At 69.3% G+C, this 26,193-nt stretch carries 20 protein-coding genes and 3 pseudogenes; 8 read left to right on the top strand and 15 right to left on the bottom strand.

Annotated features, from left to right (window positions below; all coding sequences use genetic code 11):
• Positions 1 to 91 precede the first annotated feature (91 nt).
• From OG456_RS03950 to OG456_RS03940, 3 genes and pseudogenes are all read right to left on the bottom strand, one after another.
• On the bottom strand, positions 92 to 367 hold the full coding sequence (locus OG456_RS03950; RefSeq protein ID WP_266557240.1) for a hypothetical protein: 276 nt from the start codon (positions 365 to 367) through the stop codon (positions 92 to 94).
• Positions 368 to 490: 123 nt separating this feature from the next.
• Positions 491 to 766, bottom strand: a pseudogene (locus OG456_RS03945) (transposase); the annotation flags it as partial.
• Positions 767 to 1,589: 823 nt separating this feature from the next.
• Complete coding sequence (locus OG456_RS03940; protein ID WP_266557239.1) at positions 1,590 to 2,111, bottom strand: hypothetical protein; 522 nt, start codon at positions 2,109 to 2,111, stop codon at positions 1,590 to 1,592.
• 83 nt (positions 2,112 to 2,194) lie between these two features.
• On the opposite strand from OG456_RS03940, the gene OG456_RS03935 reads away from it, so the two are divergent.
• Positions 2,195 to 3,775, top strand: coding sequence for an IS1182 family transposase (locus OG456_RS03935; protein WP_266557237.1), 1,581 nt, complete (start codon positions 2,195 to 2,197; stop codon positions 3,773 to 3,775).
• 149 nt (positions 3,776 to 3,924) lie between these two features.
• On the opposite strand, the gene OG456_RS03930 is transcribed toward OG456_RS03935, so the two are convergent.
• The 4 genes and pseudogenes from OG456_RS03930 to kdpB form a co-directional block, all read right to left on the bottom strand.
• Complete coding sequence (locus OG456_RS03930) at positions 3,925 to 5,880, bottom strand: amino acid transporter (protein ID WP_266557235.1); 1,956 nt, start codon at positions 5,878 to 5,880, stop codon at positions 3,925 to 3,927.
• A gap of 556 nt (positions 5,881 to 6,436) precedes the next feature.
• Positions 6,437 to 7,207, bottom strand: coding sequence for a GNAT family N-acetyltransferase (locus tag OG456_RS03925; protein ID WP_266557233.1), 771 nt, complete (start codon positions 7,205 to 7,207; stop codon positions 6,437 to 6,439).
• 203 nt (positions 7,208 to 7,410) lie between these two features.
• Positions 7,411 to 8,218 (bottom strand): annotated as a pseudogene (locus OG456_RS03920) (SDR family NAD(P)-dependent oxidoreductase).
• A gap of 318 nt (positions 8,219 to 8,536) precedes the next feature.
• Positions 8,537 to 10,690 carry a potassium-transporting ATPase subunit KdpB gene (gene kdpB / locus OG456_RS03915; RefSeq protein WP_266557231.1) on the bottom strand — a complete coding sequence of 718 codons (2,154 nt, stop codon included), beginning with the start codon at positions 10,688 to 10,690 and terminating at the stop codon, positions 8,537 to 8,539.
• Positions 10,691 to 11,333: 643 nt separating this feature from the next.
• On the opposite strand from kdpB, the gene OG456_RS03910 reads away from it, so the two are divergent.
• The 5 genes from OG456_RS03910 (at position 11,334) to OG456_RS03890 (ending at position 16,154) form a co-directional block, all read left to right on the top strand.
• The gene (locus tag OG456_RS03910; protein ID WP_266557229.1) at positions 11,334 to 12,746 is read left to right on the top strand and encodes a hypothetical protein; all 1,413 of its coding nucleotides are present in this window, start codon (positions 11,334 to 11,336) and stop codon (positions 12,744 to 12,746) included.
• 154 nt (positions 12,747 to 12,900) lie between these two features.
• Positions 12,901 to 13,323, top strand: coding sequence for a GbsR/MarR family transcriptional regulator (locus OG456_RS03905; RefSeq protein ID WP_266557227.1), 423 nt, complete (start codon positions 12,901 to 12,903; stop codon positions 13,321 to 13,323).
• A 78-nt stretch (positions 13,324 to 13,401) separates the two neighbouring features.
• Positions 13,402 to 13,626 carry a hypothetical protein gene (locus OG456_RS03900; RefSeq protein WP_266557225.1) on the top strand — a complete coding sequence of 75 codons (225 nt, stop codon included), beginning with the start codon at positions 13,402 to 13,404 and terminating at the stop codon, positions 13,624 to 13,626.
• A 218-nt stretch (positions 13,627 to 13,844) separates the two neighbouring features.
• Complete coding sequence (locus OG456_RS03895) at positions 13,845 to 14,123, top strand: hypothetical protein (RefSeq protein WP_266557223.1); 279 nt, start codon at positions 13,845 to 13,847, stop codon at positions 14,121 to 14,123.
• Between the two features lie 186 nt (positions 14,124 to 14,309).
• Positions 14,310 to 16,154 carry an APC family permease gene (locus OG456_RS03890; protein ID WP_266557221.1) on the top strand — a complete coding sequence of 615 codons (1,845 nt, stop codon included), beginning with the start codon at positions 14,310 to 14,312 and terminating at the stop codon, positions 16,152 to 16,154.
• Positions 16,155 to 16,635: 481 nt separating this feature from the next.
• Here OG456_RS03890 and OG456_RS50410 read toward each other — a convergent pair.
• The 3 genes and pseudogenes from OG456_RS50410 to OG456_RS03880 form a co-directional block, all read right to left on the bottom strand.
• Positions 16,636 to 16,761: pseudogene (locus OG456_RS50410) on the bottom strand (integrase); the annotation flags it as partial.
• Entirely contained in the window at positions 16,758 to 17,033 is a 276-nt protein-coding gene (locus OG456_RS50405; RefSeq protein ID WP_323136291.1) for a hypothetical protein, read from the bottom strand. The pseudogene OG456_RS50410 and the gene OG456_RS50405, both read right to left, overlap by 4 nt.
• A 289-nt stretch (positions 17,034 to 17,322) precedes the next feature.
• Entirely contained in the window at positions 17,323 to 17,760 is a 438-nt protein-coding gene (locus OG456_RS03880; RefSeq protein ID WP_266557219.1) for an ATP-binding cassette domain-containing protein, read from the bottom strand.
• 640 nt (positions 17,761 to 18,400) lie between these two features.
• On the opposite strand from OG456_RS03880, the gene OG456_RS03875 reads away from it, so the two are divergent.
• On the top strand, positions 18,401 to 20,758 hold the full coding sequence (locus OG456_RS03875; RefSeq protein WP_266557217.1) for a glycoside hydrolase family 95-like protein: 2,358 nt from the start codon (positions 18,401 to 18,403) through the stop codon (positions 20,756 to 20,758).
• An 8-nt stretch (positions 20,759 to 20,766) separates the two neighbouring features.
• Here OG456_RS03875 and OG456_RS03870 read toward each other — a convergent pair whose 3' ends face one another.
• Complete coding sequence (locus OG456_RS03870; protein ID WP_266557211.1) at positions 20,767 to 21,381, bottom strand: BBE domain-containing protein; 615 nt, start codon at positions 21,379 to 21,381, stop codon at positions 20,767 to 20,769.
• Positions 21,382 to 22,066: 685 nt separating this feature from the next.
• Here OG456_RS03870 and OG456_RS03865 point away from each other — a divergent pair.
• On the top strand, positions 22,067 to 22,312 hold the full coding sequence (locus OG456_RS03865; protein WP_266569560.1) for a hypothetical protein: 246 nt from the start codon (positions 22,067 to 22,069) through the stop codon (positions 22,310 to 22,312).
• A 170-nt stretch (positions 22,313 to 22,482) separates the two neighbouring features.
• On the opposite strand, the gene OG456_RS03860 is transcribed toward OG456_RS03865, so the two are convergent.
• The 4 genes from OG456_RS03860 to OG456_RS03845 all read right to left on the bottom strand — a co-directional run bounded on the left by OG456_RS03860 (position 22,483) and on the right by OG456_RS03845 (position 26,095).
• Positions 22,483 to 22,797 (bottom strand): hypothetical protein, encoded by a 315-nt coding sequence (locus OG456_RS03860; protein ID WP_266557209.1) that lies wholly within the window; start codon positions 22,795 to 22,797, stop codon positions 22,483 to 22,485.
• Positions 22,798 to 22,822: 25 nt separating this feature from the next.
• The gene (locus tag OG456_RS03855) at positions 22,823 to 23,521 is read right to left on the bottom strand and encodes a GntR family transcriptional regulator (RefSeq protein ID WP_266557207.1); all 699 of its coding nucleotides are present in this window, start codon (positions 23,519 to 23,521) and stop codon (positions 22,823 to 22,825) included.
• A 126-nt stretch (positions 23,522 to 23,647) separates the two neighbouring features.
• Positions 23,648 to 24,598 (bottom strand): NAD(P)-dependent oxidoreductase, encoded by a 951-nt coding sequence (locus tag OG456_RS03850; protein ID WP_266557205.1) that lies wholly within the window; start codon positions 24,596 to 24,598, stop codon positions 23,648 to 23,650.
• A gap of 96 nt (positions 24,599 to 24,694) precedes the next feature.
• The gene (locus OG456_RS03845) at positions 24,695 to 26,095 is read right to left on the bottom strand and encodes a gluconate:H+ symporter (protein WP_266557203.1); all 1,401 of its coding nucleotides are present in this window, start codon (positions 26,093 to 26,095) and stop codon (positions 24,695 to 24,697) included.
• Between the last annotated feature and the right edge of the window lie 98 nt (positions 26,096 to 26,193).

Raw genomic sequence — 26,193 nt, 5'->3', positions numbered from 1 at the left:
GCGCAAGCACCCTGAAAGACCGGCCGGTCAAGCCGCGCACCGCCGACCGGATGTCGCCTGAGCTTGGGATTTGCTCCGATCAGTCGGGTATTCAGTCCCTGCCGAGGAGCTTCCTCGCGGTCCGTACGATCTCCTGGTTGGTGTAGGCGTGCGCGCCGATGCCCCAGCCGCAACGAACGCTCACGGTCAGTGATACCCAGGTGCGCTCTGCGAGGGAAGCGTCTCCGGCGGCCTTGGCGATGAGCGCGGAGATGTCTTTCACCAGTCTGAATTGCTGCTCGCGATTGTGCACGCCCGCGTTGGTGGTCACGTGGACGCGCACGCTGTTGCTGCCGCCCCCGGCGGTGGAGAACGCCTCCGGCTCCAATCCGTGGATGAAGGCGGCGGCCGTTGTCGGTGAAGATGGGAATCGATGGCACCTTCCCCCAACTTATGATGGTCTCCGCGAGCTCCTTGGCCAGAGCGTGCTAGGGGTGTGTCTGACAAATGGTCATCTGGCGGGTTCGCGGAGCCACAGGATCAGAGCTGCCAAGACGATTCCAGCCCGGTGGCGATCGGCGAGCTTGTCGAACCTGGTCGCGATCGCACGGAACTGCTTGAGGCAGGCGAAGCATCGTTCAACCACGTTGCGGTCGCGGTAGATGTCCCTGTCGAAGGCGGGTGGGCGGCCGCCGTGGGCTCCACGTCGCCGACGGTTGGCCACCTGGTCGCGGCGTTCGGGGATCGTGGCAACGATGCCCGAACGCCGCAGCAGGTGGCGAATCGCCCCGGCCACCGTGACCGACCTCCAGACCCACGGGATCCGGCGACGGTCCGTCCTGGGGGGCTTGATCAACGAGTACCACCACGCCGCCTGATCGAACGGCATCGCCGCAGCGTGCACCACTGAATCGCATTTTCGAGCGGCACAGGGTGCGTCGATGGCCAGCGCCCAGCTGCCGTGGTCCGGATCGGAGGCGAGTCGCGGGCAGTGCGGGCCGAGTTGGCGGCTGCCTTCGCTGCGGCAGCCGCAGCGGCGGTAGACCCGGCCGCGGGGTGATCGTGCGCTCATCTGGCGCTCCATCCGTGAGGTGCAGGGGAGCAGGTGATGCCTGGGAGATGCCCGCGCTTGGGGTGGTCTGCACCTGGCGGATGCTGGCGCGCTGGGGCGACCAACGGGGCGCGGGTGGCCGGGAGCCACCCCCAAGTGCACGGCCTCGAGGCAGCACTGTCGGCGACGGGGAGGCCTGTGCCTTCGACTATGAAGAGAAGTGCCCTGCCCCTGGTCCGGGCGGCCGGAGGCCAGAGGCGCGGAGCTGCCGCGGTGGCACGGTGTTGCGCCGGTCGGGGGCGGGGCCGTGCTTTCTTGTTTGAGGATTTCCCAGACGGCGGAGGCGGCGATCCGGAGGCCGAGGGTGGCGAGTTCGCCGTGCACTTTGCGGTGTCCCCCGTGATAGTTCTTGCGGATCAGACGCGGGGACCGGGGTGGATGGAGCGGACGGTGCGTGGCCGGCCCAAATGTGTTGGGTAGATGGTGCCGTTGTGGAGCGTGGCCAAGGGGACGTCGGCCCTATGTCTTGCAAGGCACAGTAGGGCCTGCGTGGCGTCAGTCAGGGCTTCAGGCCGGAGGCGGAGAGGACCTCTCGTGCTGTTCGGTCGTCGATCTGTTCGCTCAGCTGCCGCAGCACGTCGGATCCGTGGCGCAATGTGCCCCGCTCTCTGGAGCGGTGGGCGCCGGTGTCCAGCTCGTGCCAGAGCAGCGGATTGGCGACGAGTACGCGGGGGTCGAGCTCCAGCCAGTGGCCGTACGCGTCCCTCAGGACGAGGTGGGCGGTGACACCGCCGTACTGCCGTACGCTCACCAGCGCGTCGGTGCGCACCCGACGCCGGCGCGCGAGCCCGTGGACCGCCAGCCAGCCGTCGCCCGCGGTGATGCGTGGCGGGAGCAGCACGGCGAACACTGTGGCGGTCAGGGTGAGCCACATACCCGCGCGGAGCGTGGTGAGGGTTCCCGCGTCCCAGTCGATCAGCAGGGCCATGCCGCAGACCACGAGGGCGCAGCCGAGCGCGAACCGGGCGTTGCCGCGCCAGTGGCGGTCGTCGCCTGTGTCCCGGGGTCCGCTTCGTTTCATATGACAGACGCTAGAAGACTCATGAAGATCTTGGGTTCTGGCCCCGCCGCGTGAGCGGCGGGGCCAGACTGTTTGTTGTGGTGATGGGGGAATGGGCCGGGGAGACGATCGGGCCGGATGTATGGGAGACCTGCCGGGATTTGATCCCGGCAGGGAGTGTGTTCGCGTTCCTGGCCGAGCATCGCAGCGCGCTGTTCGAAGCGGAGATGTTTGCGGACATGTACCCGTCGGCGAACGGGCGGCCGAGCATGCCGCCGCAGATCCTGGCCGCTTCGATCACGCTACAGGCCCTGCACGGGCTTTCGGACTTCGAGACGGTCCAGGAGCTGCGGTGCGACCTGCGGTGGAAGGCCGCCTGTGGACTGGGCCTTCATGACATGGCGTTCGATCCGTCGTTGCTGGCCTACTTCCGCCGCCGGCTGGCCCGTTCCGCCCGGCCGAACCGGGTATTCGAGGCTGTGCGTGAGGTCGTGAAGGCCACCGGTGTCCTCAAGGGCAAGCACCGCCGGGCGCTGGATTCCACTGTGCTGGACGACGCGGTGGCCACCCAGGACACCGTCACCCAGATCATCGCCGCCATCCGGGCGGTGATCCGGGAAGTCCCCGGGGCCGGCGAGGTGGCAGCCGTGCAGTGCACCGCGCACGACTACAACGACCCGGGCAAGCCGAGGATCGCCTGGAACGACGAGCAGGCCCGTGCCGACCTGGTCGACGCCCTGGTCGGTGACGCACTGCGGCTGCTGGGCCATCTGCCCGAGCAGCAGCTCGACGAGAAGGCCGCGAACGCGGTCGGCATCCTGGCCCTGGTCGCAGGTCAGGACGTGGAGCCCGCCGAGGACTCCGACGGCCGCGACGGGCGCTGGCGCATCACCCAGGGCACCGCACCAAACCGGATGGTCTCCACTGTCGACCCCGAAGCCCGGCACGTGCACAAGACCCGCACCCACCAACAGGATGGCTTCAAGGCCCACCTCGCCATGGAGCCCGAGACCGGGTTATACACCGCCGTCGCCCTGCGGCCCGGAGCCGGTCCCGAGCACCACGAGGCGATGGTCGGAATCGACCTGCTCACCGACGAGGACGAGCCCGTTGACGCCTTCGGTGACACCGCCTACTCCACCGGCGACGCCCGCCACAGCCTCGAAACTGCCGGTCACCGGCTGTTCCTCAAACCCGCACCACTGCGGCCCGCCGTCCCTGGCGGCTTCACCCTCGACGACTTCATCATCGACACCGGCGCCGCCACCGTGACCTGCCCCGCCGGACACACCGTCCCTTTATCCGCTCCCGCCGGGCAGCACCACCAGCGCAAAGCCTCGTTCAAGGACGTGTGCGCCGGATGCCCCCTTCGTGAGCGGTGCACCAAGGCCAAGGCCGGGCGGATCCTGACCATCCGTCCGCACCACGACCTGCTCGCCGCCGCTCGCCACCAGACCGCCACCGATCCCGACTGGCAGGCTGACTACCGGCGCTGGAGACCACCAGTCGAACGCGCCGTCGCCTGGCTCGTCCACCACAACAACCGCAAACTCCGCTACCGCGGCACCATCAAGAACGACGCCTGGCTCCACACCCGAGCAGCCGCCCTCAACCTCCGCCGACTGATCAACCTCGGACTCACCCGAACCAACGGAACCTGGCACCTCACCCCGGTCAATACATAGCCGGAGGGGCCGCCCGGCCTGCGGCCGGACAACCCCTCAGCAAGATCTTCATGAGTCTTCTAGGCGGCGCCGGCCTCGGCGGATCCGACGCTGATGGCACTCTGACGCTGTGTCGCCCGTTCCTGACGCGTTCTTGATGCCCTCGCCGCTCAGCCGACGTGGATCCGGGGGCGGCGGGCCCTGTCGGGTTCGGCCTCGCGCAGGACCTCACGGGTGACAGGCGCGACCTCACCCTGGCCGAAGAGGAAGAAGCGGAGGAAGTTGGTGAAGGGGTTGCCCTCGGTCCACTCGAAGTAGATGTGCGGGGTGCAGCCGGTCGTGTCGCGGACGTCCAGGAGCAGGGCGGCCAGGGCGTTGGGGACGGACGAGCTCTCCAGAGTCAGGACCCGGTACCGGTTGTGGAGGACCTCCCCGCGGACGGTCAGGCCCGACTCGAACTCCGAGGGGTCGAGGACGGTGACCTCGACGAAGACGAAGTCCTCCTGGGACGGGACGTCATTGTCGTGACGGATCTGCTCGATCTTGTCGCGATACTCGGCCTTGTCGCGGTTGTCGGGCTCGTTGGCGATGAACCGGATCCGGCGGCTGGCGATGTCGCGTACGAATCGCTGAGCCATGTCGTCCAGGGTCACGCTCGTGACGCGCAGTTCGAAGGCGCGGGCGAGCCGCGACAGGAACGAGACGAGCATGATGCCGGCGATGAAACAGGCGCCGATCTTCACGCCGTCGGGGCGCTCGATGACGTTCACGACGGTGACGTAGAGGAGGATCGCAGAGACGACGCCGAAGCCGATCGTCAGGTTGCGCTGGCCGGCCTTGCGCGCGGCGATGGTCACCGCGATCGCCGCGGAGGACATCAGGACCAGGACGCCCGTGGCGTAGGCGCCGCCCTGGGCGTCGACATCGGCGTTGAAGATCCAGGTGACAAGGAAGGCGACCAGGGTGAAGACGATCACCATGGGGCGTACGGCGCGGGCCCAGTGCGGGGCCATGCCGTAGCGCGGCAGGTAGCGGGGCATCAGGTTGAGCAACCCGGCCATGGCGGAGGCGCCGGCGAACCACAGGATGGCGATGGTGGAGACGTCGTAGACGGTGCCGAAAGCGTTGCCGAGGTACTCGTGGGCCAGATAGGCGAGTGCGCGGCCGTTGGCCTGGCCGCCGGACTCGAACTCCTTCTCCGGGATGAGCAGCGTGGTGATGAAGCTGGTGCAGACGAGGAACACACTCATGATCACGGCGGCCGTGGTCAGCAGCTTCTTAGCGCCCCGGATACGGCCCGTCGGCTTCTCCTCGGTGTCGGTGGCATCGCCCTCGACGTGCGGCATCACCGCCACGCCGGTCTCGAAGCCGGACAGACCGAGGGCCAGCTTGGGGAAGACCAGTAGGGACACCCCGATCATCGCGAAGATGTTTCCGTGTTCGGCGGTCAGGGCGTTGGACCAGTCGGTGACCACATGCCCTGCGGACATCACGTGCCACAACCCCGTGATCACGACCACGGTGTTGAGTCCGAGATAGACCGCCACCAGGACGACGGCGACGCCGATCGCCTCCAGGAAGCCCTTGAGGAAGACCGCGCCGAGTAGCGCGACCAGGATCAGCGTGATCAGCATCTGCTTGTCGTGGAGCGTGGCGGTCAGATGGGGGTTCTCGACGAGGTGGGTGGAGGCGTCCGCCGCGGAGAGGGTGATGGTGATCAGGAAGTCGGTGGCGGCGAAGCCGAGCAGGGTGAGGACGAACAGCTTGCCCTTCCAGAAGGACAGCAGCCGCTCCAGCATCGCGATCGAGCCCTCGCCGTGCGGGCTCTCCTCGGCAACTCGCCGGTAGACGGGCAGTGCGCCCGCCAGGGTGACTATGACGAGCACGATCGTGGCCACGGGGGACAGAAGCCCGGCCGCAAGGGCGGCGATACCCGGCTGGTAGCCGAGGGTGGAGAAGTAGTCGACGCCGGTCAGGCACATCACCCGCCACCAGCGCTGCCCCTTGTGCACGGGCTCCGGCTCGACGGCCCGCGGCCCCTGCTGGTGCTTGGCCATGTCGGACAGGCCTTCCAGCATCCACCCACGCAGGCGGCTCGTGCGGGCGTCGTGGTCGGTGGCGGCCATCGGCGTGCTCCTGACGTACGGCTCTTCGAAAGTTTCCGGCCATCGAGGACACGGCGGGACCAGCGTATGCAGAGAGTGAACCCCGGGCCCACGGATAGCTGGGCCGAACGCGTCAAGGCCGCGTTAAGAACAGTCGGGCGCGCGCCTTCCCGGGGCATGCTTCCCGGGTGGTGAAACCGCCGTGAAGCTGTCCTGATCCCGCATCCCCGAACCATGAGGAGCAGCGCACAGCCACGCGTGCCGAACCGATACGAAGCGGAGTATCGACGTGCCACAGCGCCCTGCCACCCCCCTCGCACGGACCCACGCCCAGGTCGACGACGCCTGACGGGCCCCTGCTCCCCGGCATCGTCGACTTCTTCGAGGAGGGCGCCGCCGCTCAGCGGGGAACCCGGCACGGCCGAGAAGTAGCACCCGGCGCCTCATGCCGGTGTGCGTAGCCCGCACACGCGGTTCGTTCGCCTCGGCGCAGAGCGAACGGGCGCGGGTCGACCGGCCACCAGAAGCCGCCGCACCTTCGGTGGATCCCCGCCGCCCGCGCGGCCAATTCAGGGCCTCATGCCGCGAGGCGGCTGCGTCGTGCCGGGCTCCCGACCGCGTAGTGAACGTACTCGCGTACCAGCCGGAAGCCAGCAGTCCAGGCCAGGAGACGGCTGGCGCGGTTGAGGACGGAGCAGTTCCAGCTGGGGGTGTGGCCGCGTGCGGTGATGTCCGCGACCAGGGCGGTGACGCAGGCCAGCGCGAGGCGGTGGCGACGGTGGTCGGGGGCGGTGAAGACCGCTACGTCCTCGTAGCGGGTACCGCGGAAGTACGTGCAGGCGATGGCCAGGACCTGTCCGCCGCGGTCCACGGCCGCCCAGCCGTGACCGGAGGCGGCGAGGCCGACGGCACCGCCCCAACTGGCGTGGATCCAGGCCGAATCGGGCCCGAGGGCGTGCAGGGCGTCGGTGTCGGCGGGTTCGAGGCGGCGTACGGTCACGCCGCGTGGAGTCGGGCAGGGCTGGGGCTCGGCTTGCAGGGTCCACACCATGCGTTCCCACGGGGTGAGGCGGTCGAAGGCCGCGCCGAGGGTGGGCAGGAAGCGGGCGGGCGCGTCGATGGGGCTGCCTGCCAGGGGTGCCAGGTCCTCGGATGTGTCAGGGGAGCCGCGCAGCAGGACGCGGTCGGTGCAGGACACGGCGATGATGCGTGGCTGATCTGCCCGGTCTGCCCACCAGCGTCCGACGCCCGTGGTGAGGGCGTGCTCGCCGATGATGGCCGGCCCTGCGGTCCCGGCAGGGAACCAGTTTGTGAGCGGCGGCAGTTGACTGGGTTCGAGTTCGATCACCGAGGCCTCCGTGGGCTTGGAAAGGGGGAGAGGCGGGCGGGGGAGATGCGCCCCTTGTGACCGGTCCCGTCACCGCGCCCGCCCCTCCGGTGGGTCAGCGCTGGCCGGCCTTGCGGCCGTGGTTCGCCTTCTTCTTGCGGCGGGCTTTCTTCTTGCGGGATCGCTTCGACATGGGCATCAACTCCGTTTGAGATGGGGCGAATTCAAGCGGTGCGGCCGACGAGGAGGTCGGCCAGCTTGGTGAGGTGCTTGACCGTGCGGTCCTCGGTGGCGGCGGGCGCCGGGTCGACGCGCTCGGCGCGGTCGTAGTACGCGCCGTTGACGATCTCGACCGACGGGTCGCAGAGGCGGACCACGTGCGCGGCTCCCTCGGTGGGCGTGACGCCGTCGTGGGCGTAGAGGGGGAGCAGCGCGGTGTCGCACACACCCGGGTGGACGGACACCGCGGTGACGCGCGGATCCGCCGCGAAGACCGTCAGGGCCAGCTGCGACTGGGCGTACGCTGCGAGCCGGGAGTAGCGGCGGGCGCGGTTGGGGTCGCTCCACTGAATGGAGCCGGTGCGGTGCAAGGAGGAGGAGACGTTCACGACGCGGCCGCCCGGAGTGCTGGTGAGCGCGGGTTCCAGCAGGCAGGTCAGCAGGTAGTGGGCGAGGAAGTTGACCTGGAAGGCGATCTCGTTGCCGTCGGCGGTGATGGTGTGCCGCTCGGGCGCCGCCATACCCGCGTTGTTCACCAGGACGTCCAGGCACGGGTGCTCGGCGGCGACACGGGCCGCCATGGTCTCGACCTCGTCGAGGCGGGTGAAGTCGGCGCCCACGGTGCAGAGCCGGCCCGCGTCGATGCCGGCCGTCGCGACAAGACGGTCGGCGGCGGCGCGCGCTTCCTCGGCGGTCCGGCCGTGCAGCAGCAATGGCGCCCCGTTCGGCGAGCTGCCGGGCGGTCTCCAGACCGATGCCGGAGGTGGCGCCGGTAACGAGGACGGTACGGGACGAGAGGGTGGTGTCAGACATGGTCCATCCGGGGATACGAGTACGGCTTCGCGTACGGCTCGGGTCCGCGTACGACAGGTGCGTACGGGCATGGAAAGGGGCGCCGGACATGGGTCACGGCGCCCCTGGGGCAGCGGAAAGCGCGTCAGCGGACGGCGGACGCGGGCGTTTCCGCACAGCGGGGCACACGGCGGAACGCCCGATGAGGCGGCCGGTCGATGAGGAGCCACTCGCTGTTCATGGTGTCCATGGAACCGGCGTGATCCGCCCCGTACAAGCTCAAGTCCCGCTCCCTTACACCCCTCTGACGTGCCCGGACGCCTTTTTGACGCGGGCTGTTCACCCGAGCCCGGGCACGCCGGAAATCAGCAGGTCGATGAGCTTGATGCCGATGAAGGGCAGGACAAGGCCGCCGAGCCCGTACAGCGTCAGGTTGCGCCGCAGCAGGTCGTGCGCCGATGCGGGCGTGTAACGGACACCCCGCAGCGCGAGTGGGATCAGCGCGACGATGATGAGGGCGTTGAAGATGATCGCCGAGGTGATGGCCGAGGTCGGGCTGTGCAGGCCCATGATGTTGAGCGACTCCAGGCCCGGGTACGCGCCGGCGAACATGGCCGGGATGATCGCGAAGTACTTGGCGACGTCGTTCGTGATGGAGAACGTCGTCAACGCGCCCCGGGTGATGAGGAGTTGCTTGCCGATCTCGACGATCTCGATGAGTTTCGTCGGATTGGAATCCAGGTCGACCATGTTCCCGGCCTCTTTGGCTGCGGAGGTGCCCGTGTTCATGGCCACGCCCACGTCGGCCTGTGCGAGGGCCGGCGCGTCGTTCGTACCGTCGCCCGTCATGGCGACGAGTTTGCCGCCCTCCTGCTCACGCTTGATCAGCGCGAGCTTGTCCTCGGGAGTGGCCTCGGCCAAGTAGTCGTCCACGCCGGCCTCTTCGGCGATGGCCTTGGCAGTCAGCGGGTTGTCGCCCGTGATCATCACCGTTCTGATCCCCATGCGGCGCAGCTCCGCGAAGCGCTCGCGGATGCCGTCCTTGACCACGTCCTTCAGTTGGATCAGGCCCAGCACCCGGGGCCCGTCCCAGTCGTGCACGGCAACCAGGAGCGGGGTGCCCCCGGAGGCCGCGACCGAGTCGGCGAACCAGCGGGCCTCGGCAGGGACCCGGCCGCCGTACATCTGCACCCACTCGATCACCTGCTGGGCAGCGCCCTTGCGGATCGCGCACACCGCGCCGTTGTCCCAGCGCAGATCGACGCCGCTCATGCGGGTCTGCGCGGTGAACTTCACCCACCGGGCATGGCTCAACTCGCCCTCGGCAGGCGCCCGTAGCCCGTACCGTGCTTTCGCCAGCACGACGACGGAGCGGCCCTCGGGCGTCTCGTCGGCCAGCGACGACAGCTGGGCGGTGCCGGCGAGCTGCGCTTCGGTGATGCCGGGCAGTGGCACGAAGGCGGCCGCCTCGCGGTTGCCGAGGGTGATGGTGCCGGTCTTGTCGAGGAGCAGGGTGCCTACGTCACCGGCGGCCTCGACCGCGCGGCCGGACATGGCGAGCACATTGCGCTGGACGAGCCGGTCCATGCCCGCGATGCCGATCGCCGACAGCAGCGCCCCGATGGTCGTCGGGATAAGGGTGACGAGCAGGGCGACGAGGACGGTGGTGGACTGGGCGGCATCGGCGTACGTGGCCATCGGCTGGAGCGCGACGACGACCAGGACGAAGACGATCGTCAGCGCGGCCAGCAGGATGTTCAGGGCGATCTCGTTCGGGGTCTTCTGGCGCGAGGCGCCTTCGACGAGCGCGATCATCCGGTCCAGGAAGGAGTGTCCCGGGCGCGCGCTGACGCGGACCACGATCCGGTCGGACAGGACTGTCGTGCCGCCGGTGACACCGCTTCGGTCGCCGCCCGACTCCCGGATGACGGGCGCCGATTCGCCGGTGACTGCCGACTCGTCGACGGCCGCGGCGCCGTCGATCACGTCGCCATCGGCGGGGATCAGCTCGCCTGCCTCGACCACGACGACGTCGAGCGGCTTGAGGTCGGTGGCAGCCACCGCCTCGGTCTCTGCGCTGCCCGGATTGGTTCCGTAGCTCCAGTGGCGCAGGCGCAGCGCGACCGTGTCCGTACGTGCCTTGCGCAGCGATTCCGCCTGCGCCTTGCCGCGGCCCTCGGCGACGGCCTCGGCGAGGTTCGCGAAGATCACCGTCAGCCACAGCCAGGCGCTGACGACCCAGGTGAAGACGGCGGGGTGGAGGACCGCGGAGATGGTGGTGAGGACGGCTCCGACGGAGACGACGAACAGCACCGGGTTCTTGACCAGGACCCGCGGGTGCAGCTTCCGCAGCGCCTCGGGGAAGGACCGCGCGAGCTGGGCGGGTTCGAACAGCCCGCTCGACGCGCGACGTCCCGGACCTCTCTGGGTCCCTGGCTCTTGTCCGGGCTGCGGAGAGGACGGTGGTGCCTGCTGGGGAGGAGCGGAAAACATGGGGACCTTCATGCCTCGGTGGGGAACCGCGCCCACGCGCAGGGCGGCGCGCCGGCGACCGGTCGGGCTGACAGAACGTGTGGTGGCCGCCGGGCCTTGCGGTGCCGGGGCCCCGGCACCGCAAGGCTGCGCACGGACGTCGGCGACGGGACGACGAGACGCCGCCGCGTGCTCGGCCGCCCGTGGGGTGCCCTGACCGGAAGCATCCGATGGGTGCTTCCGGTGGAGAGCCGTCATGCCACTGACGCCCGCGGGCCCCACCGGCGGCCGAGGGGAAATCTAGCCCCGCCGGATGCCCGAAGTGCGCCGTCCGGCAGGGAATTTGCGCCTCTCTTACGACCTGTCGAACGGCGGCATCAAGCTCGCGTCAAGGTCAGCTGAGGAAGCGTCAGGAGGGCGTCAATGGAACACATCTGTGGCTGATTCGGGTCGCAGACTGAGCGGCGCGGGGGACACGGGCGACCGTCCGTGGCGTGACGATGGAGGGCTCGTGACTATCACGGCCGGTACCACGCGCAGTTCTGAGGCCGAGGCCGAGACTGTCGCAGAGCCACAGCACGGATCGGTCGCCCCGCCCGGGGGCGGGTCCGGTCCGCGGCCACGAGGGGGGTCGCGGCCGGTTCCTCACCTCCGTCGCGAGGCCGTGGACGCGTGGGCCGCTCTGCGCCGCCGCTTCTGGGCCACCCTGCCCGCGCGGCTGCGCCTCCTGCACGTGTCCACGGTCTCGCTGGCCGCCGCCCTCGCGCTGCTGCTTCTGCTGGCCGGGCTCGCCGCTTCCGGCACCTGGGACGCGGTCGCCGACCGGGACTCGCCGCGCACCACCAGTGCCGCCGACCTCAACCTCGCCCTCAACGACATGGACGCGCAGGCCGCGAACATCCTGCTGTCCAGCGGCGACGCGGGCAAGGGGCACATGGAGACGCCGTACGAGAAAGCGGTCGGCTTCTACGGCGACGCCCGCACCGCCATCGGCCACGACCTGCGCACCCTCGCCGTCGCCGCCCAAGGCGACCGCAGCGACGAGCACACCGTCGAATCCCTCACCGACCACTTCGCCGAGTATCAGGAACTGGTGGGGCGCGCTCTCGAGAACGACGGCCGCACCGGCGGCAAGGCGTCCGCCATTGCCGACTACCGGAACGCGACGGACCTGCTGCAGCGCAAACTCCTTCCGGAGTCACGCGAGTTGGTGGCCTCCAACAACCGGGCATTCAACACGCAGTACGTGCAGGCCCGTTCAGCGCTTTCCGTGCAGCTCGCAGCTGTCATTGCGCTCGGCGTACTGCTTCTTGCGGTGCTCGCCGTACTCCAGTGGTACTTGGCGCGCCGCTTCCACCGGATCCTCAACCCCGGAGTCCTGGCCGCCACCATCTGCGTCCTGCTCGCCACCCTCCTCGGTGCTCAGGCGCTCTCCGAGACGGCCGAGCAACTGCGGGGCGCCCGCCGCGACGCGTTCGACTCCGTCGTCGCGCTCTCCCGCGCCCGCGCGATCGCGTACGACGCGAACGCCGACGAAAGCCGCTACCTCCTCGATCAGGAGCGTCGCGGCCAGTACGAGCGAGCCTTCCTGGCGAATTCGCAGAAGTTGTACGGCGTCCGGGGCGCGACCCTCGCCACGTACGACGACGAACTCGCCACGACCTGGCAGGCGTACCGCTCCGACCGCGAAGACCTGCGCTTCACCGGCGAGTTCCGGCGCGAACTCGACAACATCACCTTCCCCGGCGAGCGGGCGGCGGCAGAGGAGGCGGTCGAGACGTATGCCGTCTACCAGCGCGATGACCGCAAGATCCGTGCTCTGGTCGCGCAGGGCAAGGAACGTGAGGCCGTCGCGTTCGGGATCAGCTGGCAGCCCGACATGTCCAACGCGCACTTCGGGGCGTGGATGGCCGCGCTCGACGAAGTGACCGACATCAATCGCCACCACTTCACTGCCTCGGTACAGGCGGGCCGCTCCGCCGTGGGCGGACTGCTGCCCTGGGCCCTTGGGGCGCTTCTTGCGGCGGTCGCACTCACCGCCCTCGGGCTGCGGCCGCGGTACGCGGAGTTCCGCTGAAGCGTGAGGCGCAACAGGGAGCAACAACTGAGATGACACAAATAAGTGTCATCTCGGGCAGGGTTGCTATCGTCGGCGATGTGCCCCGTGACACCAGCTGATCTTCGCCGACCATGTCGGCCGCTTCTACGCCCGCCAGTACGGCTTCCCGCCGGTGACGGGGCGGCTGCTGGGGTATCTGTTCGTCTGCGATCCTCCGCAGCAGACGATCGACGAGCTGGGTGAAGCGCTGCTGGCGAGCCGAAGCACCATCACGGGTGCCGTCAAGCTGCTCGAGAGCTATCGGATGGCGCGGCGGACGAGGGTCGCCGGTGAAGGGATGGACCGGGTGAGTCTGAACCCGGACAGTCAACAGCCGCAGAATTTCGACTCCGCCCTCCCCAAGGAGCATGCGGCTCTGTTTCGTGAGGGGTTGGCGGTGCTGGACGACGCTCCGCCAGAGCGTCGCGCTCCGCTGGCTGAGATGGTCACGCTGGCCGAGTTCCTCGGTGAGCGGCTGCCCGAGCTGCGGGACGAGTGGCACGCGCGCCGCGATGAACTTCGAGCGTCGGGCAAGCTGCCGACTCCGGGTGGATAGCGGAGAGGTGTCCAGTTGGGACACTCGTCGCCCTGGGCCGGCCGGCCCAGGCCGACGAGTGCGGAGAGGTTGTCCATCATGACTGACTCCGACCTGTCCGTCCTGCGGGAGCGGGCCGAGAAGGGTGACGAGGATGCGGTCGACGAACTGATCGAACTGGCCGCCGAGCTAGGTGACATGGGTGAGCTGCGGCGTCTTTCCGATGGGGGCAACGCCACCGCGGCCGATCAGTTGATCGAAATGGCCGGTGAGCGTGGTGACGCTGGCGAGCGAGAACCTCGACATCGTGATGGCCGCACGTGAGGCCACCCCGAGTGTGCGCGTGGTGATGCGGCTGTACGACGACGACTTCGCGGCCACGGGTCCAGCGCACCCTGCGTGCCTCCTACCCTCAGGCTCCGACCCGCAGCCGCAGTGTCTCGGCGCTCGCCGCGCCGTCCTTCGCCGCCGCGATGATGGGTCGCCACGTGCTGGGGGTGATGCCGGTCGAGCGGGGCTAGCTGTTGTTCAAGGTGGTGGGTGTGGCGGGGCATCCCGAGCTCGAGGGCCGCTCGGTCCACGAGGCGTTCCGGGAGCACGAGTGGCGGGTCCTGGCCGTGGGTTCTGCCGCGGACAGGCCCGCTCAGTCGTCGATGGACGCCCTCGCCGGGATCCGGTTCCGCCAACCTGGGTTCGACTGGCGTCCCCCGCAGGGGAAGGTTCTGCGTGCGGGCGACCGTGTGGTGCTGGCGACGACGCGGCGTGGCCTGGACATCCTCATGACCGGGGTGCAGCCGCATCCGGCGGACAGGCGGGGATGACGGCCGTGTCGTATCGGGCGTCGTCGGGGCGTTGTGGGTCACACCGCTGTCAGGGTCGGGGGATTCGGCGCGAAGAAGCCGCAAGGAGTGGTCGGCGAGGGCGGTGAGAGGACAGAAGGTGGGTGCATCCGCGTATCGCCTCCCCGTGTACGTGGGCCTTTCATGAGGTGAAGGAGCACGTGTCCCATGTCTGTCCTGACCGCCGAGTCCGCCGGCGCCGCCCCTGCCGACGAGGAACCCCCGGATACCGGCGAGCGCCATCGGCTCACTGCCGTCACCGGCCTGGCCGCCCTGTCCCTCGACGCGATGGCGTCGGTGGCGTACGGCCCGGAGGCGATCGTCCTGGTGCTGGCCGCCTCAGGGGCACACGGCCTCGGCTTCACCCTGCCGGTCACGCTCGCCATCGCCGGACTGCTCGCGGTGCTCGTGGCCTCGTACCGGCAGGTGATCGCCGCGTTCCCGGACGGCGGCGGCTCGTACGCGGTGGCCAGGACCCACCTGGGCGTCCGCGCGAGCCTGGTGGCTGCGGCCTCGCTGGTCCTGGACTACGTGCTGAACGTCGCCGTGGCCGTCACGGCCGGTGTGGCCGCCCTGACCTCGGCCTTTCCGGAGCTGTACGACGACAGACTGTGGATATGTCTCGCCGTGCTCGTCCTGATCACGGGTGTGAACCTGCGCGGCATCGTCGAGTCGGCGAGGGCCTTCATCGTGCCGACGGCCGTGTTCGTCGTCTCGATCCTGGTGCTCATCGCCGTCGGGCTGTTCCGGTCCGGGCCCGTCAGTACGGCTGCCGCCGCGGGCCACGCCTCCGTGCTCGCGGACAACGCCACCACGGTCGGAGCCCTACTTCTGCTGAAGGCCTTCGCGTCCGGGTGCAGTGCGCTCACCGGCGTCGAGGCTCTCGCCAACGCCGTGCCGTCCTTCCGCGTGCCGCGCGTGCGCCGGGCCCAGCGCGCGGAGGTCGCCCTCGGCGCCGTACTCGGTGTGATGCTGATCGGCCTGTCGGTCCTGATCTCGCGCTTCCACCTCCAGCCGGTGGAGGGCGTCACCGTCCTCGCGCAACTCGCGGACGCGTCCCTCGGCCACAACTGGGCTTTCTACGTCATCCAGTTCGCGACGATGATCCTTCTGGCGCTGTCCGCGAACACCTCCTTCGGCGGGCTTCCGGTCCTGCTGAAGCTGCTGGCCCGCGACAACTACCTGCCGCACGTCTTCGCGCTGAAGGCCGACCGCCAGGTCCACCGGCACGGCGTTCTGACCCTGGCCGCCGTCTCGGCCGCCCTGCTGGTCTTCTCCGGCGGCGACACCAACGCCCTCGTGCCGCTCTTCGCCATCGGTGTCTTCATCGGGTTCACGATTGCCCAGGTGGGCATGGTCCGGCACTGGCTTGAGCAGCGGGGGAGGAGCTGGCAGGGCAAGGCGCTGCTGAACGGCTTCGGAGCGGTGCTCACCGGAGTCTCCGCGGTCGTCGTCACCGCCACCAAGTTCGAGGACGGCGCCTGGTTGATCGTGATCGCGCTGCCGCTGCTGGTCGCGGCCTTCGAGACGGTGCACCGGGCGTACGCGCGGATCGGGGAACGGCTGGGCCTCGGGCGCATCCCCGATCCGCCGCACCGCGACCGCTCCGTCGTCATCGTCCCGGTGTCGAACCTGTCGCGCTTGACCTGCGAAGCCCTCAACGCGGCCGCCTCCCTGGGCGACGAGGTGCGCGCGGTCACCGTCTGCCACCCGGACGCCGAGGACCGTGCGCAGACCGAGGCCCTGGCGCGCGACTGGGCCCTGTGGAACCCCGGAGTGCCGCTGATCCAGCTCACCTCGGAGCGTCGTGCTCTGGGCCGCCCGATCGCCGCGTACGTGGGTGAGACGGCTGCCACCGAGGCCGGCACCCGAGTGACAGTGCTGATCGCCGAGGTCGAGCCCGACCGGCTGTGGCAGCGGCTGCTGCAGAACCAGCGGGGCGCGGTCGTCGCCCACGCCGTACGGAAGGACACGGACGCGGTGATCTGCAGGCTCCGGTTCCGCATCTCGTGACGCCCTTCACCCCCCGATGGCCCTGTACGTGCCGACAATTACGTCCTTGCAGGCCAGGAGGCATGTTGGTACTCGTGGAGCACGCCGCCGAGGCGATCGCGTCGTCGATGACGGCGGGGTATTTCGCGTCGCGGTCGCGGATCATGAACTTGATGGCGGCGAGCTGTCCGGCATCTTCGAGGTCCATGACCAGGTTCTTGATTGCCTGGGTGACCCAGGCGTGGGTGGGATGCGCGGTGGTGCCGAGTACACGGACGCCTCGGTGGGCGTGGTGGATGGCGGCGAGGGTGTACTGACGCTGCCCGGTGAGGGTGACGGTCTCGATGAAGTCCATCGCGAGGATGGCCTCGGCCTGGGAGTGCAGGAAGGTGGCCCAGGTGACGTTCGAGCGCTGGGTCGCGGGATCGACGCCTTCGGTCTTGAGGATTTCCCAGACGGTGGAGGGCGCCAGCTTGATGCCGAGGAGCGTGAGTTCGCCGTGGATGCGCCGGTAGCCCCAGGTGGGGTTTTCTTCGGCGAGGCGGAGTATGAGGCGGCGGACGGAGGTGACTGTGCGAGGGCGGCCGGGACGCGGGTTGCGGCTGAGGCGGACGTGACGGTTATTCATGAAGTCGCGGTGCCAGCGCAGGACAGGTCCGGGGAGACGATGAGCCGTAGCCGGCGCAGGGCGGCTCGTGGCAGCGGGGCGAGGAGAGAGGCCAGGAAGGCGCGGTCGGCCGCCTGAAAACCGGGGCGCTGATTGCCGAGCCGACGTTGCAGTACGGCGAGCTGGTGACGCAGCGCGAGGATCTCGACGTCTTTCTCGTGGTCGTTCATCGGGATCAGCCGCAGGGCGGTGAAGGCGTGAGTGACGGCGATGCAGGCCAGGCGTACGAGCATGAGCAGTGATCATTGCCGACCGCTGTCGTCGGCGCGATAGCGGGGGCTGAACTGCACCGACGTAATATTCGGCACCCACAGGTCAGATAGGCGAGACGAAGCAACATGAGTGCTTATCCTGCCGTATTACCGAATAGGCTCCTGAGCTGCATGGACGACATTTTCGGCGGGCGCACAGGAGCAGTAGCACGAGAGATCATGATGCCGTCCGAATTGGTCCGCGGGAAGACAATCAAAGGTCTGCGCGGCTCGCCGATAGGTAATCAAGGCCGTGACCTACGCGGATGATTTATCGGCACCCGCAGAGCCCGACCTTCTCCAGGTATTCCAGACCGATTTCTGCACGCTGCTTTCGGTTCAGCTCGGGCCGCTTGTGGCGCAGCCCCAGCGTCACGTTGTGCAGGACGGACTCCCACGACATGAGCGCGAAGCCCTGGAACACCGTGGCGCGGGAACCCACCCCGGTGCGGGGGATGGTGCCCTCGACGAGAACGGAGCCCGAGTCCGGGGTGAGAACGCCGTCCAACATTGCCGGCAGTGTGCTCTTTCCGCAGCCGAACGGGCCGATGAGGGAGAGGAATTCTCCTTCCTGCGCCTCGAAACTGACGCGGTTGATGATGGTCTTCTCGCCGTAGCCGAAGCTGACGTCCTGGACCTTGATGACTGGTTGAGTGGGGGCCGGGTTCATCGCCGTCGTCTCAACTCCCGTGCTCGCGCCGCTGTTCATGACGCCTCCGGCAGCAGACTGGGGTCGTAGAGATCGTCGACGGTGGGCAGGCGCTTCCCGCTTTTGCCGTACTGGAGTTCAACTCGACTGTTCCGTCGTGTGATTGCCTCGCGCACCGGTTCGGGAATGCGGCCGACCGTCCGAACGGGGTGCGCAGGTGTCCGTCGGACATGACGGACGCGGAGTGGGTGGTGGTGCGCAACGCGCTGCCGGTTCCTGCCTGGCTGGAGGGTCGGGGCGGGCGGAGCCTGAAGCGGGCCACGGCCCGAAGCCTCGCCAGTGCCAGACGTGCGAGACGCAGGGCCTGCGGTGTGTCCGGCAGGGCCTCGTAGCTGGGGCTCACACCCACGTGTGCCGAGTGCCGACGCAACGCCGTCGGCACCTCACGGTAGGCCGCGGCCGCCGCCTCGTGCGCGGGACGCGGCCTCCGACTGCGAGAACCATGACGCCTGCGCCCTCGAGTGGGGCGTGCTGCTACGTCGGGTCGATCGGACCGCGCCGGACTGCAAGGACGGCGGCCTCCCGTCCGCGGCCGCGCGAAAAGATCGGATCTTTTGCTTCAGTACCCCTTGTGGCTAAGGGGTGTTGACTGCATCATTCCCGGGACGCGGGTTCACCTCCGAGTATGGGAGTCACTTTTATGAACGAGAGGCGCGTCTCGGCCGCACTCTCCCGCCCATCCCGGCGGACCGCTCTCACTCTGGCCACCGGAGTGGGCGCAGCCACGCTTCTCCCGCAGACCGCCTCCGCCTGGGCCGCTTCTGCCGCCACCGTGGGGGCGAGCGCGCATTCCACCGATGTCTCGCCCCATGAACGGGTCGCGCGCGACGCCTCGTTGCGTTGGCGCACGCTGCCCGCCGACTGGAAGGACGGCGCACTGCTCGGCAACGGGCTGCTGGGCGCCGTCGTCTCCAAGGGCGCCGCCGCGAACACCCTCCAGGTGATGCTCAGCCACACCAAGGTGCAGGACCAGCGCGGGCAGTGGCGTGCGGCCATCGGCTACTCCCGGCTGCCGATCGGCTGTCTCACCCTCAGCCTCTCCGGCGAGATCACCGCCGTCGACTGGGCCCTCGACCTGTACGACGCCGAACTGCGCGGCACCATCACCACGGTCCGGGGCAGCGTCGCGTTCAGCATCCTGGTGCACAACTCCCGTGACGGGCTGGTGGCGTTCACCGAGCCGAGCCCGGGGGAAGAGGATGCGGCCTGGTCCTTCACCTGGATGCCCGCCACCACGTCGCGCACAAAGGACAAGCCCGCCGACTACGTGGGCAACCCGGACCCCGCGACCGGCACTGCCGAGGGCACCTCCTATGTCGAGCAGCCGCTGATAGCGGGCGGCGGCTGGACCACGGCCTGGCGCGAGCGCCGCGACGGCACCCGCCGGGTGCTGGCCGCCCATGTCGTCTACCGGCACCCGGAGGAGCTGAGCGGCACCACGCGCCTCGCCCTCGCCGCGGTCGACCGCACCCTCGCCGCCTCCACCACGGGCCTGCTGAGCGAACACCGATCCTGGTGGCACCGCTACTACCGCCGCAGCTTCGTCTCCGTACCCGACAAGCGAATCCAGGACTTCTACTGGATTCAGCTGTACAAGCTCGCCAGCGCCACCCGCGCGAACGGGCCGTCCCTGTCCGAGTGGGGTCCGTGGTATCCGGAGACCGGCGGCAGCTGGACCGCCGTCTGGTGGAACCTGAACGTGCAGATCGCCAGCTGGCTGCTGCAGGGCTCCAACCATCCCGAACTCGACTCCGTCACCTCGACGTTCAAGGCCTTCGAGGCAGAACTCCCCACCTCCGTCCCCGCGGAGTACCGTGACGGCGATACCTACGCCCTCGCGCACCCCTCGGACTGGATGCTGCGCACCGGCGGAAAGACGGTCGGCATCCCCGGCACCGCCTCCAAGACCGACAACACCGGCAACCTGCTGTGGGCGCTGCACAACATCTGGCTCAGCTACCGCCACTCCATGGACCTGGCGATCGTCCGCGACGTGCTCTACCCGATCCTCACCCGCGCGGTGAACTTCTACGACCACTTCCTGTACGAGGGTTCAGACGGCGCCCTGCATCTGCCGCTGACCCGCTCACCGGAGTGGGCCGACGCCGAGGACTGCACCTACGACCTGTCCCTGGTGCGCTGGGGCTGCACCACCCTCCTGCAGTGCCTGAAGCTGCTGCGCACGACGCACCCCAAGGCGGCGCGCTGGCAGGAGATCCTGGACCGGCTCACTCCCTACCCGCAGGACGCGACCGGGGTGATGGTCGGCGCGAACAAGCCGCTCACCGAGTCGCACCGGCACTTCTCACACATGCTCTGGCTCTTTCCGCTCGCCGAGTACGACCACGCGCGCCCCGCCGACCGTGCCCTGATTGACACCACCTTCGACCACTGGGTCAAGGACCGTACGCAGTGGGCGGGTTACAGCTTCGCCGCCGCGTCCTCGATGGCCGCCCGGATCGGCCGTCCCGAGCAGGCCCTCGACCTGCTGACGTACTTCACCGATGGCAACGTGTTCCGCAACTCCCGGATGACCGAGAACACCATGTACGTCGAGGGCGGCAACCTCGCCGTCGAATCCCCGCTCACCGCAGGCCAGTCCGTGGTCGACATGATGATCCAGAGCCACTCCGGGCCGGTGCGGGTCTTCCCCGGTGTGTCGGCGAGCTGGCCCGACGCCAGTGTCCAGGGCCTGCGCGCCCAGGGCGCCTTCCTCATCGACGCCCACCGGGCCGACGGCGCCACCCGATGGGTACGGGTACACAGCGAGGCCGGCGCGCCGCTCGACCTGGAGCACGGGATCAGCGGGGACATCGACGTACGGGACGAGCAGGGGCGACGTTTGCCGTACCGCACGACGGGTGTCGGGCGCGCTGTGATCCAACTCCCGAAGGGCGCCGTGGTGTTGGTGACCCCTGCTGGCAAGAGGATCACCGGTCCCGCACCGCGGGACGTGCCCGCACTGTCGGCGCGGCGCCCCTGGGGACTGCCGGACTGAACGCGGAGTCAGTGCACCGGCGCGGCGGACTCGGGAGTGATGTTCTTGTTGAAGCGGAGCAGGTTCTCGGGGTCCCAGGCGGCCTTGACGGCGCCCAGCCGCCGGTGCTTGGCCTCACTGCCGTGAACGGTCCGGCGCCACTGCGAGCCCTGGTCGTCGGTGAGGTTGGTGTAGCCGTTCGTCGGTGAGTGAGGGCGCATCGCCTCGGCCATCGCCGTCGCCCACTGCTCGTACAGAGCGTCGTGCTCGGACGTGTCCCACATGCTGACCGCCTCCCACAGCCAGGCGGCGCCCTCACGGGAGAAGGCCATGGCGTCCTCGGCCGTGTCCTCGGAGATGGCGCCGCCCATGCACCAGAGGTTGATGGTGGTGGCGCCGGGGTTCGCGGGTGCGGCGGCGGCGTTCGCCAGCACGGTGGTGATGGCGTCGGTGTCGAGCGCCGGCAGATAGCCGCCGTGCAGGTTCATGCGCTTGCCGTAGGGCGCGACGGCGTCGAGCATGCTGGCGTCCCGGCGGCGTCCGGCCAGGCGGCTGCTCATCAGCATGGTCATCGACCACTGCACCATCGCCAGTTGCATGACGGGCAGCACCTCGTAATCCCGCACCAGGCGCCTCGATCGCACCAGCCAGCTCAGCGTGCGCTCCTGGGATGTGGCGGCGCGCGGTGTACGCCACCGCCAGGCTGCCCGAGAGCACGGTGGACCGCGACGCGTAGGTGGTGTGCGTGCTGGAGCAGCCGCACCGCGCGTTGAACCGTCGGGATGTCTTCGCCGCGCCGTCCAACCGCTGGGCGGACCCGCGCGCGAGGCTGCTGGACGGGGCGCGCCGGGAGGCGATGCGCGAGACTCCTGGCGGGGCTGAGCCTGCACCAGTCGGTCGAGGATCGCCTGGCCGGCCTGCCCCAGGCACTGGATGCGGCCTGGCGACAGATTGCCGACCGGTGAGGCCGCCAGATGACCGCGTACTGGTCTACGAGCGGAATGTGTCGCGTACCCGACTTGTGTCGATGCCGGAACGGCGGTGTGATCCTTCCGTGTCCCGGCTCGCGCACGCTCGAAGAATGCAGCCAGCCTCCTGGAACGCCTTGTGGATCGTACGGACCCGTCGCCGGGTCGCAGCGACGGCAGCCGCCGGCGTGCTGAGCCATGTCCACCGCATGGACGTTCTTCGGCGGGCGTGGGCCGGTGTGTGCACAAACCGGGGTGCCCCCGGCGTGGACGGCATGACCGTTGACGCGGTGGCGGCCTCGGGGGCGGATACATTCCTGCAGGACCAAACCGGGGCGGCCGGGGGCTGTGGAGATCATGGATGCCGTCGGTCGTGGGGCTGCTTGAACAGCGCGAGCTCCTTGCTCGCCGCCGCGTGGACGAGCTGCGGGAGGAGGCCGACCGTATCCAGGCGGAACTGGCCGTGGCCGAGCGGGACTGGAAGGAATGGGCCATCGCTCGCTCGCGGGTGGGTGAGGTGCTTGCCCCGGCGGACGAGCCCGAGCGCGGACGACCGTCCAAGTGGTCCCAGCTCAATCGCCCTGTGGGGCCACTTCACGCGGTTTGATCTTCACGAACGCCCCTCAAACTGAGACCAGTTGGAGTCGTCTCGGTGGGGCGGCTGAACGCCGCCCGAGCCACCGCGAGCCCGGCCCAGCGGCCCGTCCGACAGAGCATGCCCCCGGCCGCATACGCCGACCACGCCTCACCCCGGTTCGGCCCCGCCAGCTGGATGAGTTACATGCCATGTCCCGCGGCGTACTTCGTGTACTCCGTCGTCATGTACTTGAAGTAGCTGTTGACCATGGCAGGACTGGACCGGTAGATCTCGCCCTCGGTCACGACCCCGTCGACGACCTTCCAGTCCGGCTTGATCTTCGCAGCGGCCCGGTTCACACTGCCCCACCGATGGCGAACATGCAGGTGATGGTGCTTGCAGTCGCCACAAGGTGCGTCGTCACGCAGGTGCAGGTCCACCAGATGCAGCCCGGTCAGCCCGCCGATCCGCAGGCTTGTGTCGGACAGCCAGCGCAGCACCGTATCCGGCCGCACGGGCAGCCTGTGCCGTTCGGAAACCTCAGGCCGGATCTGATACAGCCTGTCCGAACGACCGGTGAGCTACGCCCTCCAGGTGCGCGCGCATCGCCGCTTCGCACGCCGACGCGTCGCTCGCCTGGAAGGCCCGTAGCACTGCGGAGTGTTCGGCGAGCGCCTCCTCGGTGTCGTTGATGCGGCCGCCGGTGAAGCGGCGGAACCGCTGGATGTGGGCTCCCAGCGGATCGATGGCGGCGGACAGGAAGCGGTTGCCCGCGGCCTCGGCGATGGCCGCGTGGAAGGCGGAGTCGGCCTGCATGTAGCTGCGGAAGTCGTCCGTCTCCCGTTGGTCCGCCGCAGCGGTCATCTCCCGGTGGTGCTCGGCGAGGATCCGGGCCGCGCCGGACGCGTCCCGTTCGCACGCCTGGCGCGCGCTGTAGGGCTCGATGAGCAGCCGGGCCGCCATGAGTTCACGGAAGCCTCGGTCGTCCAGGAGCGGTGCCACCGTGTAGCCGCGGTGCGGCACCCGCTGCACGAGGCCCGTATTCTCCAACTTGGCCAGGGCCTCACGGAGCGGTGTCGGAGAGACACCCCAGTCCTTCGCGATGGTGTCGATGCGCAGCGGTGTGCCCGGGGCCAGGCCCTCGTCGATGATGAGGGCCAGCAGGGCCTCGTACGCCTCGTCCATCAGGACGGTCCTGCCGAGCCCTGCCGGGCGCACCTGTCTGCCGACTGCTCCCATCGTCGCCTCTTTCCGCTGTGGCCGGTGCTGTGCGGGCCCTGTTGCCCCAGCTGAGCGCACCCTGTGCGCCACCCGTCAGCTTAACCGGGGCGGCGTCCCGTCCTGTGTGGTCCGTCTGGCGTGGGCTCACCGAGCGGTGCGCGGGGACAGCAGCGTCACCAGTGCCGAGTCGTCCTGAGCAGCCAGGCCCTGGGTCATGGCGAGTTGGTAGAGCTGGTCAGCGGCAGCCGCGACCGAGGTGGCCACGCCGGCCTTCTTGGCGAGAGAGACGACGATGTTCATGTCCTTGCGGATGATGTCGAGCCGGGACCGCAGCTCGGGACCGCCGGTGCCGTCCTCCTGGACCTCGTACTGCTGGACCATGCGCGGTCCGCGGTCGGCGAGCATGAACGACGAGGCCGCTCCCTGGCCAAGGACGTCGACGGCACGGTCCAGGTCGATGCCGAGCGCGCGGGCCAGCGCGAGGGACTCCGCGGCGGCCGCGGTGTGGATGCCGCACAGCAGCTGGTTGACGGTCTTCATGATCTGGCCGTCGCCGATGCGCGGACCGACGATGTGCAGGGCGGACGCGAGCCGGTCCAGCACGGGCCGGGCCGCGTCGAGGGAGGTTTCGTCCGCGCCGACCATGATCAGCAGGTCGCCGGTGCCCGCGCGCACCGCGCCGCCGCTGACCGGGGCATCGACCAGGCGTACCCCCTGCTCGGCGAGGCGCGCGGCCACGGCCTGCACGCCGTCGACGCCGACCGTGGAGGTGACGACGACGACCGCGCCCTCGCGCAGCGTCGCCGCGGCGCCCTCCTCGACGAGGCCACCACCGAACAGGCAGGACTCCAGCTGTTCCTGGTCGCGGACGGCGATGACGACGACGTCCGCGCCCTTCGCCGCGTCGGCGGGCGTCGCGGCGGGGGTGGCACCGGCCTTGTCGGCCAGAGCGCGGCGCTCTTCGAAGACGTCGAAGGCGCGCACCAGGAAGGCACCGGCGAGGTGGGTCGCCATGGGCAGGCCCATTGCGCCGAGGCCGAGAACCGCAGTGACCGGGGTGTTGGTGATGGCAGCGGCAGTGGTGTCAGTGGACATGAAGAGCTTCTTCCTTGCAGTGCGGCGGCCGGAGGGAGCCGCGGGAACAGTTTCTCGTCGCCTGGAGTGGGCTGCGCAGGGGCGGCAGTGCGGGTGTCAGACGAGGACGGCGTACATGAGGAGTGACATGGCCAGGCCCATCACGGCGACGATCGTCGAGAGCACCGACCACGTCTTGATGTTCTCGGTGACGCTCATGCCGAAGTACTCCTTCGACAGCCAGAAGCCTGCGTCGTTGACGTGCGAGAAGAACAGCGAACCGGCGCCGACGGCCAGCGCGATGAGAGACGCCTCCACGGGCAGGGCTCCCGCGGCCAGGGGCGCCATGATGCCCGCGGCGGCCGTGGTGGCGACGGTGGCGGAGCCCGTGGCCAGCCGGATCAGTACGGCGAGCAGCCAGCCGAGCACCAGGACCGGCATGTGCGCCTCGGCCGCAGCCTTGCCGATGGCGTCTGCGACACCGGTGTCCACGATCAGCTGCTTGAAGCCGCCGCCCGCGCCGACGATGAGCAAGATGCCGGCGACCGCGGGCAGTCCGGCCGTGACGACGGAGCGGACTTCGGCCTTGCTGCGGCCGAGCCCCCAGCCGAAGACGGTCATGGCGACCAGCACGGCGAGGAACATCGCCACGAGCGGCGTGCCCAGGAAGTCGAGCACGTGGTTGTACCAGGCGTCGCCCGGGAATGCGATGTCCGCGATCGACTTGGCGAGCATCAGAACGACCGGCAGTGCGATTGCGCCGACGGAGGTCCCGAAGCCGGGAGTGCGGACCTGGGTGCCGTTCGCCTCCTGAGCGGTCATCAGCGACTCCACCAGTGCGGTGGGAGCCTCGGCGCGTACGTGCCGGGCGATGAACTTGCCGTACAGCGGACCGGCGACGATCACCGTGGGTATCGCGGCGATGATGCCGAGCCCGAGTGTGGTGCCGATGTCGGCCTTCAGCGCGCTGACGGCCACGAGCGGTCCGGGGTGCGGAGGCACGAACGCGTGCAGGGTGCCGAGCCCCGCCAGAGCCGGTACGGCCAGCAGGACCAGCGGCTTCCGGGTGCGCTTGGCCATGACCACGATGATCGGGACCAGCAGGACGAGGCCGACCTCGAAGAACATCGGCAGGCCGATGACGGCGGCGATCAATGCCATGGACCACGGCAGCACTCGCGGCCCGGAGCGCGAGCCGATCGTGTCGACGATACGGTCGACGCCGCCCGAGTCGGCGAGCAGTTTGCCGAGGATCGCGCCGAGGGCGATCAACGCGCCGGTGGAGCCGAGCGTCGTGCCCATGCCGTCGCTGAACGACTCGACGACCTTGGCCAGTTGGGTGCCGGAGCCCACGCCGAGGATGACGGAGCCGCCAATCAGGGCGATGAACGGATGGAAGTCGAAGAGGGTGATGAGAGAGACGATCGCTGCGATGGCGACGGCCACCATGACGATGAGCCGTGTGTCGTGCCCGGTCCAGGGCGCGGCCGCCAGGGGCAGGGCGATCGGGGCCATCATGCGGGGTTGTCCTTACGTCGTTGTAAGTGGCGGCGGAGGGGGAGGGGCGGTTCCCGTCCGACGGAACGGCCGAGCGGGACCGCGCGCGGCGGGAGGCT

The organism is Streptomyces sp. NBC_01446 (assembly GCF_026340095.1).
Classification (GTDB): Bacteria; Actinomycetota; Actinomycetes; order Streptomycetales; family Streptomycetaceae; genus Streptomyces; species Streptomyces aureus.
This window is presented reverse-complemented; position numbering and strand designations above follow the sequence as displayed.

What these genes read in the sequence shown, in the direction of transcription:
- OG456_RS03940 (WP_266557239.1), bottom strand. Translation starts at nt 2,111, where the DNA reads ATGAAACGAAGCGGACCCCGGGACACAGGCGACGACCGCCACTGGCGC.
- OG456_RS03935 (WP_266557237.1), top strand. Translation starts at nt 2,195, where the DNA reads ATGGGGGAATGGGCCGGGGAGACGATCGGGCCGGATGTATGGGAGACC.
- OG456_RS03930 (WP_266557235.1), bottom strand. Translation starts at nt 5,880, where the DNA reads ATGGCCGCCACCGACCACGACGCCCGCACGAGCCGCCTGCGTGGGTGG.
- kdpB (WP_266557231.1), bottom strand. Translation starts at nt 10,690, where the DNA reads ATGTTTTCCGCTCCTCCCCAGCAGGCACCACCGTCCTCTCCGCAGCCC.
- OG456_RS03900 (WP_266557225.1), top strand. Translation starts at nt 13,402, where the DNA reads ATGACTGACTCCGACCTGTCCGTCCTGCGGGAGCGGGCCGAGAAGGGT.
- OG456_RS03890 (WP_266557221.1), top strand. Translation starts at nt 14,310, where the DNA reads ATGTCTGTCCTGACCGCCGAGTCCGCCGGCGCCGCCCCTGCCGACGAG.
- OG456_RS50405 (WP_323136291.1), bottom strand. Translation starts at nt 17,033, where the DNA reads ATGCTCGTACGCCTGGCCTGCATCGCCGTCACTCACGCCTTCACCGCC.
- OG456_RS03880 (WP_266557219.1), bottom strand. Translation starts at nt 17,760, where the DNA reads ATGAACAGCGGCGCGAGCACGGGAGTTGAGACGACGGCGATGAACCCG.
- OG456_RS03875 (WP_266557217.1), top strand. Translation starts at nt 18,401, where the DNA reads ATGAACGAGAGGCGCGTCTCGGCCGCACTCTCCCGCCCATCCCGGCGG.
- OG456_RS03865 (WP_266569560.1), top strand. Translation starts at nt 22,067, where the DNA reads ATGCCGTCGGTCGTGGGGCTGCTTGAACAGCGCGAGCTCCTTGCTCGC.
- OG456_RS03855 (WP_266557207.1), bottom strand. Translation starts at nt 23,521, where the DNA reads ATGGGAGCAGTCGGCAGACAGGTGCGCCCGGCAGGGCTCGGCAGGACC.
- OG456_RS03850 (WP_266557205.1), bottom strand. Translation starts at nt 24,598, where the DNA reads ATGTCCACTGACACCACTGCCGCTGCCATCACCAACACCCCGGTCACT.
- OG456_RS03845 (WP_266557203.1), bottom strand. Translation starts at nt 26,095, where the DNA reads ATGATGGCCCCGATCGCCCTGCCCCTGGCGGCCGCGCCCTGGACCGGG.